The sequence below is a fragment of the Planococcus ruber genome (assembly GCF_022819085.1).
GTDB lineage: Bacteria > Bacillota > Bacilli > Bacillales_A > Planococcaceae > Planococcus > Planococcus ruber.
Map to the genome: position 1 here is coordinate 304,250 of NZ_JALHAG010000012.1, position 14,635 is coordinate 318,884.

The 14,635-nt window shown below is 45.5% G+C and carries 13 protein-coding genes; 9 read left to right on the plus strand and 4 right to left on the minus strand.

Annotated features, from left to right (window positions below; genetic code table 11):
* Positions 1-217: 217 nt before the first annotated feature.
* Both xylE and MTR82_RS16275 read left to right on the plus strand, forming a co-directional pair.
* A complete protein-coding gene (gene xylE / locus MTR82_RS16270) occupies positions 218-1,654 on the plus strand; it encodes a D-xylose transporter XylE (RefSeq protein ID WP_246809903.1) in 1,437 nt (478 codons plus the stop codon).
* A 172-nt stretch (positions 1,655-1,826) separates the two neighbouring features.
* A complete protein-coding gene (locus tag MTR82_RS16275) occupies positions 1,827-2,342 on the plus strand; it encodes a VOC family protein (RefSeq protein WP_246809904.1) in 516 nt (171 codons plus the stop codon).
* 140 nt (positions 2,343-2,482) lie between these two features.
* Here the strand turns inward: MTR82_RS16275 and MTR82_RS16280 are convergent, their stop codons facing one another.
* Complete coding sequence (locus tag MTR82_RS16280) at positions 2,483-3,646, minus strand: hypothetical protein (protein ID WP_246809905.1); 1,164 nt, start codon at positions 3,644-3,646, stop codon at positions 2,483-2,485.
* A 143-nt stretch (positions 3,647-3,789) separates the two neighbouring features.
* Positions 3,790-4,695 carry an oxidoreductase gene (locus MTR82_RS16285; protein WP_246809906.1) on the minus strand — a complete coding sequence of 302 codons (906 nt, stop codon included), beginning with the start codon at positions 4,693-4,695 and terminating at the stop codon, positions 3,790-3,792.
* Between the two features lie 199 nt (positions 4,696-4,894).
* On the opposite strand from MTR82_RS16285, the gene MTR82_RS16290 reads away from it, so the two are divergent.
* The 6 genes from MTR82_RS16290 (at position 4,895) to MTR82_RS16315 (ending at position 11,369) form a co-directional block, all read left to right on the plus strand.
* Entirely contained in the window at positions 4,895-5,794 is a 900-nt protein-coding gene (locus MTR82_RS16290; RefSeq protein WP_246809907.1) for a 3-hydroxyacyl-CoA dehydrogenase, read from the plus strand.
* Positions 5,795-6,144: 350 nt separating this feature from the next.
* Positions 6,145-6,708, plus strand: a complete 564-nt coding sequence (locus tag MTR82_RS16295) for an MEDS domain-containing protein (RefSeq protein ID WP_246809908.1) — start codon at positions 6,145-6,147, stop codon at positions 6,706-6,708.
* Between the two features lie 105 nt (positions 6,709-6,813).
* Positions 6,814-7,503: a response regulator transcription factor gene (locus MTR82_RS16300; RefSeq protein ID WP_246809909.1), complete on the plus strand. Its 690-nt coding sequence runs from the start codon at positions 6,814-6,816 to the stop codon at positions 7,501-7,503.
* On the plus strand, positions 7,496-8,512 hold the full coding sequence (locus MTR82_RS16305; RefSeq protein ID WP_246809910.1) for a sensor histidine kinase: 1,017 nt from the start codon (positions 7,496-7,498) through the stop codon (positions 8,510-8,512). Before MTR82_RS16300 ends, MTR82_RS16305 begins: the two co-directional genes overlap by 8 nt.
* A gap of 120 nt (positions 8,513-8,632) precedes the next feature.
* Positions 8,633-9,400: an ABC transporter ATP-binding protein gene (locus tag MTR82_RS16310; protein WP_246809911.1), complete on the plus strand. Its 768-nt coding sequence runs from the start codon at positions 8,633-8,635 to the stop codon at positions 9,398-9,400.
* The gene (locus tag MTR82_RS16315) at positions 9,393-11,369 is read left to right on the plus strand and encodes an FtsX-like permease family protein (protein ID WP_246809912.1); all 1,977 of its coding nucleotides are present in this window, start codon (positions 9,393-9,395) and stop codon (positions 11,367-11,369) included. Before MTR82_RS16310 ends, MTR82_RS16315 begins: the two co-directional genes overlap by 8 nt.
* A gap of 52 nt (positions 11,370-11,421) precedes the next feature.
* Here the strand turns inward: MTR82_RS16315 and msrB are convergent, their stop codons facing one another.
* Positions 11,422-12,540 (minus strand): peptide-methionine (R)-S-oxide reductase MsrB, encoded by a 1,119-nt coding sequence (gene msrB, locus MTR82_RS16320; RefSeq protein WP_246809913.1) that lies wholly within the window; start codon positions 12,538-12,540, stop codon positions 11,422-11,424.
* 17 nt (positions 12,541-12,557) lie between these two features.
* Positions 12,558-13,082 carry a TlpA family protein disulfide reductase gene (locus MTR82_RS16325; protein WP_246809914.1) on the minus strand — a complete coding sequence of 175 codons (525 nt, stop codon included), beginning with the start codon at positions 13,080-13,082 and terminating at the stop codon, positions 12,558-12,560.
* Between the two features lie 379 nt (positions 13,083-13,461).
* On the opposite strand from MTR82_RS16325, the gene MTR82_RS16330 reads away from it, so the two are divergent.
* Positions 13,462-14,583 carry an NADH-dependent flavin oxidoreductase gene (locus tag MTR82_RS16330; RefSeq protein ID WP_246809915.1) on the plus strand — a complete coding sequence of 374 codons (1,122 nt, stop codon included), beginning with the start codon at positions 13,462-13,464 and terminating at the stop codon, positions 14,581-14,583.
* Positions 14,584-14,635 lie beyond the last annotated feature (52 nt).

The window sequence follows — 14,635 nt, forward strand, 5'->3', positions numbered from 1 at the left end:
ACTACAAAAGAATTATTGGGGCGGATTAGCTGTTCTTCTTACCCATTCCCTCTTTTGAACTATATTAATCTTCTAAAATAATAGTTCCAATAGATGAAAAGGCAAAAAAGTTTGTTTATTGAATGTACAAAGTTTAAAAATACTGATAATATGTATGATAACGTTTACAAAATGAAAGGAGGATAGAGTAGAGAAGTTATTCTACTCTAATATTCAAATGAATAATAACAAAATCCTGTATATAACGGCCATCACCTTAGTGGCTACTCTTGGCGGTCTTTTATTCGGTTATGATACCGCTGTCATTTCCGGTGCAGAAGGATCTCTGCAGACTTATTTTACGGATAATCTAGGGTTAAGTTCATTTGTTCATGGTTTAACGGTATCCAGTGCGTTGATCGGCTGTATCATCGGGGGCTTGTTGTCTGGAATCATTTCTTCCAGAATCGGCAGAAAATATTCACTGATTGCTGCTGCTTTTCTATTCATTTTTTCAGCACTCGGTTCTGCCTATCCGGAAATGTTCTTCTTCACGGTCGGTGAACCGACCATGTCACTGCTCGTAACTTTCAATATTTACCGCATCATTGGGGGCATCGGGGTTGGCCTGGCTTCAGCTGTCGCTCCGATGTATATCGGTGAAATCGCACCTCCTCATTTGCGCGGACGCCTTGTATCGCTTAACCAGTTCGCCATCATTTTCGGGATGCTCGTCGTTTATTTCGTCAACTGGGGAATTGCCAGAGGCGAAACAATGCAATGGATCAATGATGTCGGCTGGAGATATATGTTCGCTTCAGAACTGGTTCCAGCTGTCTTGTTCTTAGCTTTGCTTTTCTTTGTCCCTGAAACGCCTCGCTATTTGATCTCTAGAAACCAGGAAGCCAAAGCGATGGCGGTTTTACAAAAAACATATGACACAACGATGGCGAAAGCCACTATGTATGAAATCAAACAATCATTCGACCATCGCAAGGAAAAATTATTCACTTATGGAAAAACGATTGTCGTCGTTGGGATCGTGCTCTCGATCTTCCAGCAATTTGTCGGCATCAATGTTGCGCTTTACTATGCACCGCGAATTTTTGAAAGCATGGGCGCAGCACGCGATGCTTCGTTCCTTCAAACGATTATCATGGGCTTAGTAAATGTGATTTTCACAATTATCGCCATCGTCACGGTCGATAAATTTGGGCGGAAGCCATTGCTGATCATCGGCTCGATCGGGATGACAGTCGGAATGTTCGGAGTGGCGGGCCTTGCTTATTTCGAACAAATCGGCATCGCTACGTTAGTGTTCATCATTATTTATACCGCTTCATTCATGATGTCCTGGGGTCCGGTCGTTTGGGTGCTGCTTTCTGAAATCTTCCCGAATAAAATCCGCGGCCAGGCATTGGCGATTGCAGTTGCCGCACAGTGGGCTGCCAACTATTTCATCTCTTCGACTTATCCGATGATGATGGAAGTGAGCGGAGCCATGACTTATTCGTTCTACGGCATCATGAGTTTGTTGTCGGCGCTGTTTGTCTGGAAATTCATTCCCGAAACAAAAGGGAAGTCGCTGGAAGAGCTTGAAATTCTATTGAAAAAATCGCAAGCAACGAAAAAAGCAGAAATTCTTGAAAATCATTCTGCAGCTAATAAAGCTTGATCAAGTAAGCCTGGGAAAAAATCTCCCAGGCTTTTTTATTTGAAATGAGTTGAAAGAATAGTTGAATAATCAGAACATAAGTTCTATAATGGTGTTAAAAGTCGGATACATAGATGCCCTTGTCTGAGGTTTCTCAAGCCATGGCCTACCTTTTTCAGAAAGGAAGATAACCATGAATACGAAAATCCAGAAAATCACCCCGAATTTTTGGTTTAAACAGAATGCGGAAGAGGCAGTGAATTACTATGTTTCCATTTTCAAAGATGCGAAGATTGAACGGATGACCTATTACACTTCTGCCGGGAAAGAAGAACATGGCATGGAAGAAGGCCAAGTGATGACGATTGATTTCCAATTAGAAGGACAGCAGTTTATCGCGCTGAACGGAGGTCCCCAGTTCTCGTTTTCGGAAGCCATTTCATTTATCATCAATTGCGAATCACAGGAGGAAATCGATTATTATTGGGATCGGCTGTCTGCAGGAGGCGATGAAAAGTCGCAGATCTGCGGTTGGCTAAAAGACAAATTTGGCTTGTCGTGGCAAGTAATGCCAGTGGAATTGGATGACATGCTGGCACGTGGAAACGAGGAGCAGGTCAAGCGAGTGATGAACGAACTGCTCAAAATGAAAAAGTTGGACTTGAGCGTTTTCAGGAAAGTTTTCGCTGAAGCCGCATCAAATTCGTAGGTTCTGGCAATTGCTCAGATGCTAGGTAAGAAAAGGCACAATCCGTATCTTTTGAAATAGGAATTGTGCCTTTTCAATTTAACCTACAGCCAGCTATTCTTAAGCCCGTCGAATCTCCACAGCTGCCTCCGCTTTTCTTTTTACCATGCGGCATCTTTTGGCTTGCTGCTGGGAGCAGGCTTCGGCATTTTTTTGATTGCTGAATAGGGAAGCCAGACGATTGCCGGGAACAGCAGCGAGGCGAACCCCATACCCGCGGCAAGTGCTCCTTCTGTATCGGCTGCTATAAAACTGGTGGCTCCAAGAAACAGAACGATGGCGCAATAAATGAGCATGTAATGCCAGCGGAGATAACTTCTTAATAGAAAGAAGAACAAGAATCCGCCAAAGAGGAAAATAGCAATCCCCGGGAGCACATTAGCTGTTTGAAGGCTGTAGGATTGTCCGAGTTGAGTAGCCATAAACATGAATAGCGCCATCATTTGTATGGGCAAAAGAATGGAAATCAGCCATTTTTTGAAAGAGTGTTTTTGCCGCGCTTCTTTTAAAGCGGGATCTTTTGCTTCTTCTCTTTCCTGTTTTTGCGCTTCGACTTTACGCCATGCGGCTAATGCAGCGGGTTCATCTTTCAGCCAAGACGATTTAAACGGAAACGCTACATTTTCATCGGCTGACAGCAAATAGGCCAGGCGCTTTTCATCGCTTAAAATGGCCGAATCGATTCTGAATAGCTGCCGGGCATTATATAGAAGAGGAGTCTGCTTTTTCTGGAAATGCTGGAACCATTGATTGATTCGTTCGTCGCCATGATTTGGAAAAAGCACATGCTGTATTTGCTGGCCGTCTTCATTATGGTAAATGATATAAAACATCGGTGCGTTCTCAATGCTTCCAGCGTTCGCAAGCCCTTGTGGAAGGATTTCCCGCACAATATAGTAGGAAGCAATAATGGAATCGATCTCTTCGAAACGGATCGAACGTTCCTTTGGCGCTGGCTGATAAAGTTCTGGCCATTCCAACGTTTCAATCCTGTCTTCATAGAGATCGTAGCGGGAGCGGTGGCGCTGTTTCCAAAGCGTGGTTTTCCATAAATGGAGAAAGCTCCAATTGAGCCAAATACCTGCAAGGAAAAAGGGGATGGCCAACAGCACCCACCAGGTCTGGTATTTCAGCAGAATCAGAAACGGCGCAATGACCATGGAAAGGCTGAGAAGCAGCATGAATCCGGTGATGAGCCAAAGAACAATCAACCAGAATCCTTTCATTTTGGGTTCGGTATAAGTAGAAATTAAGTTGCTGGTCATATGGCCTCCTGGAAGACGGGGAATAAATTGAGCAAATGATTCTCTATCATTATTGTACGATATGAACTGGGAATTGTTTCAAGATTTTTTTATCGATTCATATAATAAAAAAAGCCATCTCTTTTGGAAGAGACAGCAAGAATTTATTGGGGAGTGGAAAATGGAAACTTGACGCCAGTCAGCTGTTCCGAAACGTCCCAAAGTTTGGATGAAACGGCTTTGTTGTTCGCAGCAGCATGCGGTTTGTCGATTGCCGGGTAGCCTTTTCGCTGTCCTTTGCCGTCCGGTCCGATGTATTCGCCGCCTTTTAAATCCGGATTGATCGCGGCATACACTGTCGGAAGGGCGCCCATTACAGGCGGCTGCAAGATACGGTGCATCAAAGTCTTCAGCCAGCCCGGGGCATCCGATTTGCCGAATTTGAAAAGGTTTGTGGCAGATATTCCGGGATGGCAGGCGAGGCTGATGGTCGGCAAGCCATGCTGTTTCAAACGCTTATCCAATTCCTGTGCGAAGAGAAGATTAGCGAGTTTGCTTTGTCCGTAAAATTTCATTGCTTTATAGCCTTTGGATCCGTCCAAATTATCAAAGTCAATGGACGCGCCTTTATGCGCCAAGCTGCTCAAACTTACAACACGGGACCCTTCCGTCTTAGTGAGTAATGGCAAGAGAAGCCCGGTCAGTGCAAAATGGCCGAGATGGTTGCCGCCAAACTGCATTTCAAATCCATCTTTCGTTTTTGAATAAGGAGGTGTCATCACACCGGCATTGTTGATCAAGAGATCCAAGGTTTGAAGCTTTGCTTTCACTTGGTCTGCAAAGGCATGGACGCTTGATAAATCAGCCAAGTCTAAATGCATAATGTCAATTTTCGCTTCCGACTGCCGGGCTAGAATTGAATCTTTTGCCGCTTGGGCTTTTTCTTCGTTGCGGACAGCCATAATAACTCTCGCACCTTCATTTATAAAAGCTTTCATCGCTTCTAATCCGATGCCGCTATTGGCACCGGTGATGATGGCCGTTTTTCCTTTCAAATGCTTTAAAGCCATTTTCTCCAACTCCCTTTTAGAAATATCTTTTCTGTCCTCATTTTCTATTCCCAAAATAACATAACTCAACCTTAGTACCAACTATTCAGATTGGCATAAGACTTTGTGAGCAGATAAATAGCATTCTATAAAAAATCGGCATAAACTACAAAAATGTAGGGAAGTTATTTATTAATACGAGGAATAGAGGAGAATGGATATGAATTACAAAAACGTAACAATAGCAGGAAGCGGTGTACTTGGAAGCCAGATCGCTTATCAAACGGCTTTTAAAGGGTTTGATGTGACTGTCTATGATATTAATGATGCCGCAATCGAAGCTTCGAAAGAAAGAATTGCTAAGCTTCAGGAAAATTATAAAAAAGATTTGAGTGCAAGCGACGAAGAAGTGAAAGCCGCTTTTGAGCGCATGGCTTTCCATACTGATTTGGCAACAGCCGTGGCGGATGCAGATCTTGTCATCGAAGCAATTCCGGAAGTGGTTGCCATCAAAACCGAATTCTATACAAACTTAGGGAAAGTGGCACCGGAAAAAACGATTTTCGCCACAAACTCATCAACATTATTGCCTAGCCAGTTTGCGGATGCAACTGGACGCCCTGAAAAATTCTTGGCGCTTCACTTTGCCAATACCATCTGGTTGAACAATACAGCAGAAATCATGAAGCATGCGGGAACCGATATGCAAGTGTTTGATGATGTGGTCGAATTTGCAAAAGCGATCGGCATGGTGGCATTGCCATTGCATAAAGAACAGCCAGGCTATATTTTGAATTCTTTGTTGGTGCCGCTGCTTGACGCAGCTGAATTGCTCTTAGTGAATGAAGTGTCAGATGCTGAAACGATCGATAAAACGTGGATGATTGCAACTAAAGCACCGATGGGTCCTTTTGCGATTTTAGACGTAGTCGGCATCAATACGGCTTACAATATTGTATCAGCGAAAGCTGAGGCAACTGGCCGTGAAGATTACAAGAAGCTCGCTGCCATGCTGAAAACGGAGTACATTGACCAAGGCAAACTTGGAAAAGCAACCGGTGAAGGATTCTATAAATACCCGAATCCAAATTATTTAAATCCGGATTTTTTGAGCAACTAAAATCGATTTCAGAAAGCCATCGCCGGCACCTGCCGGCGGTGGCTTTTTCCTTTATTGGAGTGGGGGGTTCTGGTGCAATGTAATTGGGCTTGTTTTGGGGATATGTAGGAGAAAAGACGAGTGCATCACTGCACCGATTATTGGGTACATGCTGGCCGATATCAGCATCATGTGCGTTTATTGGTTTGTTATTAGAGGTTGAACTTTACAGGTCTAAAATAACGATGAATTTTTAGTGGATTATTGGATTTGTAAGTCGTTCAGCCTATATTCAGCGATGGGAATTTAAAGGTATATTAAATAGAGAAAGCATGCGCGCAGTGGAGTTCAGATAGGGGGGTCTGCCGTTTATGAAAGAAGCAAATATGGAGTGGTTGAACCAAATCAGCGATTCCGCAAGCGCACATATATTTTACTGTTTCGATCAGCTGGAAGCATACATCGAAAATGCCATATCGTTCATCGCCAACGGCATCAAGCAGGACGAACGTGTTCTGTTTGTGGAAAATACGAGAATCTATCCAATGATCTTAACGAGGCTGCAAGACCAGTTGTCTGCAGAAGAATTGGCGGGAGTCCACTTTGTTAACAACTTCGATTTTTATTGGCGCAACGGGAATTTCCATCCTCCAACGATATTAGCCCATTTTAAGCAGGAAACGCATTCATTCACTAAAGAAAATCGGTCATTTAGAACATGGGGCCATATTGAATGGGGAAGCCAAGAGGACATTATCGCTGAAATTGAACTTTATGAAAAAAGTGTGGCGACTGTCGTGGAAGAGGAAGCGGCAATATCCGTCTGCGCATATGATGCATCACGCGTATCGGATGACTTAAAAGAACGGCTCATCAACTGCCACAATTATTTGATGACCGATGATTCAATCACGTGCCTCACAATAAATAACTAAAGCGTTCCAGGGGAAGTTCTCTCTGGAACGCTTTTTGCTGTACGTAAGAACTTCGGCTAAACTAGAAGGAGCATTGGGAATCTACTAAATGATTGGACTGAGAATATGTTTAAAATCATGATTGTTGAGGACGATTTGACGATTGCAGGCGTTTTGAAAGAAGAATTGCAGAAATGGAATTACGAAGCCTTCCTTATAGAAGATTTCGGCAAAGTGATGGAGGAATTTGCTGAAAAAAATCCGCAGCTTGTGCTGATGGATATACAGCTGCCGAGTTTTAACGGCTATTATTGGTGCCAGGAAATCCGCAAAGTCTCGCAAGTGCCGATTATTTTCATTTCTTCACGCAACGAAAACATGGATATCGTCATGGCGATCCAGATGGGAGCGGATGATTTTATCAGCAAGCCGTTCGATCTGACAGTCGCGATTGCGAAAACCCAAGCGCTTCTCAGAAGAACGTATGATTTCAATGAAAGCGATAATTTCCTGAACTTTAATCGCACGGTCTTAAAACCTGCAGAATCGAAATTGTATTATGCCGAACAAGAAGTGGATTTGACCCGGACAGAATTGAGAATTTTGGAATTGCTGTTTTTGCATAAAGGCGATTATGTCGCAAGGGAAGAAATCATGGTCAAATTGTGGGAAGATGAGTCATTTATCGATGACAACACCTTGGCTGTGAATGTGGCCAGACTCCGGAAGAAATTGGCGCAAGCAGGGCTTCCGGATTTGATAGTCACGAAAAAAGGAGTAGGCTATGCGCTCAATAAAGAGGCCGCCCATGCGTAGTTCTTCCAACCGGACCATCGCACGGAATTTCCTGTCAGCCATTCGCGGACAATTGCTGGTCTTTTTTGGCACGGTTTTCGTTTTCGGACTCGTCTATGTGCTAGGGAAATTGCCATTCGGCCTTTTTCTGTACAGCGTGGAACTGTCGGCTTTTCTTTTGTGCATTTATTTGATCGTCCGCTATGTCCAATATGCAGGCCGCTACAGAACGATAGAAACGCTTCAGACAGCGGACCTGTCAAAAGGGATGGAGCTTTTGGAAGCCCTGGATTCCACGGATCGGTTGTACCTGCAGAAAATCAATTCACTGCTGCAAGAACTGAAAGAAAAAGAGCAGCTTCATCTGGTACGGCAAGCGGACCAGCTCGATTATTTCACGCTTTGGCTCCACCAGATCAAAACACCCATTTCCGCGATCAGTTTATTGACGCAAAGTTCAACAGCGAAAGAAGCCAAGCAAATTTCTCAGGAATTGCTGCGGCTTGAAGACTATACCCATATGGCGCTGAACTATGTGAAGTTGGAAGAAACCGGTTCAGAGATGGATCTGGCTTCCATCGACTTGGATGAAGTCATCAAAAGCGCCATTAAGAAATATTCCATTCTCTTTATTTATAACGGCATCAAACTTCATTACGGGCCGCTGCAGCTGAAAGTGCTGTCCGATGGGAAATGGCTGCAGAATTTAATCGAGCAGCTCTTGTCGAACAGCTTAAAGTATACGGCGAGCGGCTCCATTTCCATTTACGCCGATCCGTCCCAGCCGCAAACGCTGGTCATCGAGGATACGGGAATCGGCATCCGGCCGGAGGATTTGCCGAAAGTTTTCCATAAAGGCTATTCGGGTTTGAACGGCCGGCTGCATGAGAAGTCAACAGGGCTCGGGCTCTTTCTCGCCCAGAAAATAGCACAGCGTCTAGGGCACACGCTTTCCATCCAGTCGGAGCTCGGCAAAGGAACGCGTGTGTCCATCCGGATGGCGAGGGAAGATTATACGGATTTTGATTAAATGGCTCCTTCTTTTTACCGTCGCCTTACGAAACCGTAAGAAACAAAATCTGTTTGTAAGAATAGGTACAGGCACCCCGCCTGCGATTGGCCTATGATTAAATGCAAGGAGGGGTTCGCAATGGCCTTATTGGAAATCAAAAATCTAAAAAAAGTATATACAGCCCGTTTCTCAGCTCAGCAGACAGAAGCGTTATCAACCGTTAATTTTTCAGTGGAAGAAGGGGAATTCGTTTCGATCATGGGGGAATCGGGTTCCGGAAAAACCACGTTATTGAATATCATTTCGACTTTGGACGATGCCACATCCGGGGAGGTTTACCTGGACGGCAATCCGTTATCCAAAATCAAAGACAAGGAAGTTTCGGCATTCCGCCGCAGCACGTTGGGATTTGTGTTCCAGGATTTCAATCTGCTGGATAACTTTTCGATCAAGGACAATATTTTATTGCCTTTAGTGTTGTCTAAAACACCGATCGAGGAAATGGAAGCGCGGCTAATGCCGATAGTCCGGAATCTCGGAATCGAAGCGCATATCCATAAATATCCGTATGAAGTCTCAGGCGGCCAAAAACAGCGGGTAGCGGTAGCGCGCGCTTTGATTACGCGCCCGAAAATCATTCTTGCCGATGAACCGACAGGCGCGCTCGATTCAAAAGCTTCCCAAAATTTGATGGAAATCCTAAAAGGCATCAATGAGGAAGGGCAGACCATTTTGATGGTGACCCACAGCACGCGTGCGGCGAGCTTTTCAAAACGGGTGCTGTTTATCCGGGACGGATCGGTTTACCACGAAATTTACCGGGGAGGCCAAACGGCTGATGAATTCATGGACCGCATATCCCAATCCTTGACGGTGCTGTCGAGCCGGGGTGAAGGGCATGAATAACCGTTTCTTTTCTGCGCTGGCGCTGCGGAACATCAAGTCGAATAAAACCTTGTACATTCCGTATTTGCTGTCATCCATCGCCATCATCATGATGTTTTATTTGATGGCATCGCTGATGGCCAATCAATTTGTGCAGGAGCGTTCTTCTGCTTTGCCGACGCTGTTTTCGCTAGGCGTCATTGTCATCGCTATTTTTTCGGTCATTTTCATCCTTTACACGAACAGCTTCGTCATCAAAAAAAGAAAAAAAGAAATCGGGCTTTACGGAATCTTGGGTCTCGAGAAAAGGCATGTCGCCAAAATCTTATTGTTTGAAACGATGTTTACAAGCGTGGCGAGCATATTGACGGGGTTAGTGGCAGGGCTTGTTTTTGGCCGGCTTTTCTTCATGCTGCTGAATTATTTATTGAAATTGCCGACGGATATCGATTATGTAGTAGCCATCGATCCGATTCTTTGGACCGTCCTTCTGTTTTTGGCAATCTTTGCGATTACGTATATTTACAATGTGAGCCAATTCACTTTCGCGAATCCGATTAAGTTATTGAAAGGCAAGACGGAAGGGGAAAAGGAACCGAAAGGATCCATCATCCTCTTTATCTTGTCGCTTGTTTTCCTTGGATGGGGCTACGGGATTTCGTTGACGATTCCGGATCCGATCAGCGCCATTTCGAAATTCTTCCTGGCCGTATTTCTTGTGATCATCGGCACTTATCTATTGTTTATCTCCGGATCAATCTTTATTTTAAAAGCGCTGAAGAAAAACAAGCGGATCTATTATCGTCCAGGTGCATTCATCTCCATTTCGGGGATGCTGTACCGAATGAAACAAAATGCAGTCGGCTTGGCGAATATCTGCATCTTGGCTTCCATGGTCATCATTGCGTTGTCGACGACTTTGACGATCTACGTCGGCAGCGAAGAAACGTTGGAAAACCGTTATCCATTTGAAAACAATATGAGCTTATTCGGCGATCCGGAACAGCCGGAACTCATCGAGCAGCAATTTGCCGATTTGCAGGCGCATTATGAACAGGAAACGGAAAAGTTGGGGCTTGAAGTGACCGAGATGGAGGCGCTTCGTTTCCAGTCCATCTACGGCTCGCTAGACAATAATCGCTTTAATTTTACAGAGGCCTTTGATGGCTTAGAGCTCAATGTGTTTGGGCAAGTCATTCCGTTGGAAGATTATAATGGAATGACCGGCAAAAACATTGAACTGGCAGAGGATGAAGCTTTGTTTTACCATTCAAATGGAAAGTATACGAAGGAAGAACTGATTATCGGCGACCGTCTTTACCAGTTGACGCCGATTGAAAATGACTTTAGCGCTGAAACGGGATTGACGGAAACCATTGTATTGGTTGTTCCTGATATGTCCCATATTGAAAGCATGATGGCTAGCTATAAGGAACAATTCCCGGACGGGCCTATTGTCGGGCTTTCGGCAGACATCGGCTGGAATACGACAGGCACGGACGAAGAAAAGAAAGCATACGCCGACCGCATCCGGATGCAATCCTATTCAGTCGAAAGCGCACGCTATGAATCGCGGGATCTCCAGCGTGAGGATTGGTACAGCACAAACGGCGGATTCCTGTTTCTTGGCATTTTCCTCGGGCTGCTATTTACCATCGGCACGGTATTGATCACGTACTTCAAACAGGTTTCGGAAGGATTCGATGACCGGGAGAAATTTCAGATCATGCAGAAAGTCGGACTGGATAAAGAAATGATCCACGATTCGACGAAATCGCAGATTATTTGGATGTTCCTTTTGCCGATTGTGGTTGCTACGATCCATGTCATCTTCGCTTATCCCATCGTCAGCAAATTATTGACGCTGTTCGGCATCACGAACGAAAAAACGTGGCTGCTCTCTTTTATCGGCGTCGTTATCGCATTCGCTGCCATCTATTGGGTCATTTACCGCATCACTTCAAAGGTCTATTACAGCATTGTGAAATAAAAAAACAGCCGCTCCACTGGGATTTCTCCTCAGTGAGCGGCTGTTTTTGCACTTACAATTTCCCTTCCAGGTAGCCATAGCCCTTTTCAGCCATTTCTTCCTGAGGGATAAAAAGGATGGAAGCGCTATTGATGCAATAGCGGAGTCCGCCTTTGTCTTTTGGCCCGTCATTGAAGACGTGGCCGAGATGGCTGTCGCCTGCGCGGCTGCGCACTTCGATGCGGACCATATTATAGCTGGTGTCTTCGTGCTCCGTTACAACTTCCGGTTCGATCGGCTTGGTAAAACTTGGCCAGCCGCATTTGGAATCGTATTTGTCGGCAGATGAGAAAAGCGGCTCGCCGGTCGCCACATCCACGTAGATGCCGGGTTCGTAGTTGTCCCAGTACTCATTGGAATAAGCCGTTTCAGTATCGTTTTCCTGCGTCACTTTATACTGGGCTTCAGTCAATTTCGCTTTCAACTCTTCGTCGCTTGGCTTCGGATAAAGGGAAGCGTCGATGAGCGACGGCACTTCCTGGTCTTCAAGCGAATCGAATTCCACGTGGCAATAGCCATTCGGATTTTTCTCGAGGTAGTCTTGGTGATATTCTTCTGCCAAATAATAATGTTCGAGCGGTTCAACTTCCGTCACAATCGGATCGTCGTATTTGGATTGTTCCGCTGCCATCACTTCTTCAATTACCGCACGGTCCGCTTCATTTTCATAAAAGATGCCGGTCCGGTATTGCTCCCCGCGGTCGTTGCCTTGCTGGTTCAACAGTGTAGGATCAATGATCATGAAATAATGGCCGAGCAGTTTTTTGAGGTCGACCCGTTCCGGATCGTAGCGAACATGGACCGTTTCAGCGTGTCCGGTATTTTCTTTTGTCACTTCTTCATAAGTCGGGTTTTCCGTATTGCCGTTTGCATAGCCGGAAGTCACATCATAGACGCCGTAGACGCGCGCCATATAGGCTTCAACTCCCCAGAAACAGCCGCCGGCAAGCCAAATGTCTGCCAATTGCTCTTCATCAAATTGCAGGCCATCGTTCGGGTTGTCCGGGAATTTGGATTCCGCCTCAGCTGAATTGGAACCCGAAGCATTCAAATTCAATGGGGAACATCCCGCGGCAAGGAGCAGCAGCAATAGGCCAAGCAGCAGAATACCGGCTCGTTTTTTAGTCATCATGGTCAGCCGCCTTTCGTTTATTGGATCGATTCGAATGTTTCTTTAATTTCTGCGTTGTTGAAATGTCCGGGAGAGCTTTTTACGAGCGTTCCGTCAGAGCCGATATAAGCGGACGTCGGATAAGCAAGGACGCCGTATTCATCGAAGAACGTGCCGCCTTCGTCCAATAAAACCTGGATGTTTTCTGTGTTTTCGACGCCTTCAAACCATTTCTTGAATGAGGCGCTGTCTTTTTCTGCATTGGAACTTGGCGAAACGATGGACAAGACGACAAAATCATTGTCTTCCCCGGCAAGTGTGTTCAACTCTTCCATGCCAGCCAGGCAAATGGAGCACCAGGAAGCCCAAAATTTCACGTATACTTTTTGGCCCGCGTATTCGGACAAGTTGTGGAGATTCCCCTCCAGGTCGGTGAGTTCAAAAGCTGGGGCCGGTTTGCCCGGATTGGATTGCCCGGCATTTGCGAGCGGCTGTCCATTGGAGCATGCACTTAAGATAAGCAGGAGCGACATCAGAAAAACTAACGGGGCAATCGCTTTCATTTGGATCATCCTTTGCTGTGGAATGGCCTTATTGTTTGGATTAATCTTTCTCTTTCCATCATATAGCGGATTAAATAGAAAAGATAACGAAGGGACTTGCCGGAAAACAATAAAATAATAAATGAATCAATAAAATAACAAATCGGTTTATTTCGTATAACGTGCCTCTAACTTTTGACACGGAAACTGGAAAAAAGTATAGTCATCCAGCTAAGAGGCTCAATTTCAGCCAAAAGACTGAATTATTCAGAGAAGGAAGCATTTATCTACAATTTCAATTTTCTATCCTTTAAGATTGAAAAGGAGAACACCGTTTTAGAATATCCGGGAAGGGTATTTACCATACAACAAGCAATCATCGACTTGAGGAGGAACTGGAATGGCCATAAAGATCGACAGCATATTTGAGCCTTATACATTTACAGCAGGATTAAAAGTGGAAAATCGCGTCATGATGGCACCGATGACGACTTCTTCATCGGATGCGAATGGAGACGTGACAGACGACGAATTGAAATACTATCATCGCCGCGCCAAAAGCGGTGTAGGAGCGGTCATTACGGCATGTGCACATGTGGAGCCGCTCGGGATCGGTTTTCCGAATGCGTTCGGGGCAGATTCTGACGAACGGATTGAAAGCCTTGCGCGGCTGGCAGATGCCATTCATGAAGGCGGTGCAAAAGCGATTTTGCAGATCTATCATGCAGGGCGCATGTCAAACTCAAAATTATTGAATGGTGAGCAGCCGATATCAGCGAGCGACATCCCATCCGTCCGCCCAAATGCAGAAACTCCGCGTGAAATGTCAGCAGCGGAAATCGAAGAATCCATTAGAGCTTTTGGAGAAGCGACGCGGCGTGCGATCAAAGCAGGCTTTGACGGAGTGGAAATCCATGGCGCCAATACGTATTTGATCCAGCAATTTTTCTCTCCGCATTCCAATCGCCGGACGGACAAGTGGGGCGGGGATGTGATGGAGCGCATGGCATTTCCGCTGGCAGTCGTCGAATCGATCCAAGAAGCGGTCGCGAAATACGCTGAAAAGCCGTTTGTCGTCGGTTACCGGCTGAGCCCGGAAGAACGTGAAGAGCCGGGAATCACGATGGAAGATACGTTGAAATTCGCGGCGGCGTTAGCCGATAAAGGAATCGATTATTTGCATGCTTCCGTCGGCAAATTCTTCGGAGGCTCCATTCGTGAAGAAGACAGCCGTTCTCGTGTCGTCATGCTCCAGGAGCATGTCGGCGACCGGATTCCGGTCATCGGAGTAGGCGGTTTGCAGACGGTCGATCAGGTTAAAGAAGCGTTGGACGTTACGCCATTCGTTTCGCTTGGGCACGCATTGATCATGGATCCGGATTGGCTCTTAAAAGTGAAAAAAAGCCAGGAACAAGAAATCTACCAAGCCCTCTATTTGAGCAAAAAAGACGAATTGGACATTCCAGACGACCTTTGGAACACCATCGTCAACATCCCGGGCTGGTTCAAGATCGAAGATTGAGAAATTAGAAAGAGGCATCCTTTAGTGGATGCCTCTTTCTTTTTGGGAAAAA